General features: G+C 38.4%; 1 protein-coding gene. It reads right to left on the bottom strand.

The annotated features are described in order from the left end of the window. Nucleotides 1-194: 194 nt before the first annotated feature. Nucleotides 195-1643: an IS1182 family transposase gene (locus tag IC610_RS19900; protein WP_191738626.1), complete on the bottom strand. Its 1449-nt coding sequence runs from the start codon at nt 1641-1643 to the stop codon at nt 195-197. Nucleotides 1644-1749: the final 106 nt, after the last annotated feature.

The following is a 1749-nucleotide window of genomic DNA, read 5'->3' as shown; positions in this document are numbered from 1 at the left end:
GAGGCCACTGAAAAACCTCATGGATTTTAGTTTATCCTTTTAAAATGGATTAAAAATAAGAGCTTATTATGTGATTGAATAATCCGTAATAAGCTCTTTATTTTTTTTAGAAGTGTTTTTTTTAGATTTTTTTAGCGGTAATTTTGAGTGTACAGCAACTGATTTTGAAATTGAGGTGCAGAGATTATTTTTCTCTACATTAACTTCAGTATTCTCTTCAAATTGACTGCGAAAATAGCCATTGCACCCTGCATCTGCATATTTTCTATACCGTAAGAAGTGGCTCTGCCGTAGCCGTGTATATTTTTCAGTTCACTGTTTTTGGCTTCTATTTTATAGCGGTGTTTCGATTTTTCTTTGTAATAATCGCTTTCCTGAAAAGCTATCTGATCCTGATGCAATTCTGATTTGATAGAAACTGAATATGTTTTACTTTTTGAACCATCCCTGTAACAACCTTCTTTCAATGGACAGACCTTGCATTTTTCAACATCAAAATAATAGGTATCTACCTGATTTTCTCCAATGTTTTTTTTACCCTGTCTTGCTTTCCGAATCGCCAGATGTCCTGCAGGACAGACAAATCGACCGGCATCTTTATTATAGTCAAAACGATCTTCATCTTTTCGAAAACCTTGCGTAATGGAAGGATTGAGTTTGGCCACTACCTTAATGTTTTGCTCGTCTGCAATTGTCAGATTTTCTTTCCCGCTGTAAGCCGAATCGCCGATAATGGCATCTACTTCCATGCCGTTGTTCTGGCTCATTTGTAATAACTTTGGCAATTCCGGACCGTCGCCTTTTTCTCCCGAAGTCACTACAGCTGCCGTAATAATCCGCTCTTCGCTCATTGCAAGATGTGTTTTGTAGCCGAAAAATGAGCTGTCGGCCGATTTGTGACCCGTTCTGGCATCGGCATCTTTTGAAAAGACCAATTGCTCACTGGTGTCTTCCATCATTTCTTTCAGAAGGTTTAATTTCTCCTTTACCGAAGGGATTTCACTGACAGAGGGCTCGTTTTCAATGCGTTTTTCGAGATCCCGGCAATAATCCAACTCCTTGTTTATATCATTTCCAATGTTTTTTGAAGGCATCTTGGTTTTAAACTCTTCATCAAACTGATAAACGGTTTTCCGAAGCAGTTTTGAGCGTTCCCTCAGTACATCAATCGTTGAAGAAGGGTTGCTTCTCGACAAAGTGTGTGTGGCATCTACAATGATTGATTTGGATTTGATGATGCCTTTTTCAATGGCAATCGTTACGGTTTTGCCAATCAGCAGATTCAGCAAATCGGTATCTTTCAGACGCAGTTTCCTGAATTTCGTGAGCGAGCTGGGATTGATAACGTCCTCTTCGGGAGTCATTTCCAAAAAATATTTGAACGACATATCGTAGCGTGAACGCTCCACCACATCCACATCAGAAACCGTGTAAATACTTTTCAATAAAAGATATTTGAACATCCGAACGGGGCTTTCGGCATTGCGGCCGTTGATCAGGCAATACTTGCTCAAAAGCTCTTCATAGATAAATGAAAAATCAATCAGTTCATTAATTTTCCGAAGAAGATTTTCCTTGGGAACGATTAAATCATACAATCCGGAATAGGCGCTCAGCTGCATTTTTTGCTGTTGTAATAACATCGGTTTTGATCTTGAAATACAACCTTAAAATACAAAAAAAAGCGAAAACAAAACTGTTTTCGCTAATCTATTTAATCAGAAAAGACTTTTTCAGTGGCCTCCAAAA

The organism is Chryseobacterium caseinilyticum, from assembly GCF_014837145.1.
Classification (GTDB): Bacteria; Bacteroidota; Bacteroidia; order Flavobacteriales; family Weeksellaceae; genus Chryseobacterium; species Chryseobacterium caseinilyticum.
The sequence above is the reverse complement of the archived record's forward strand: the minus strand, read 5'-3'. Positions and strand labels throughout refer to the sequence as shown.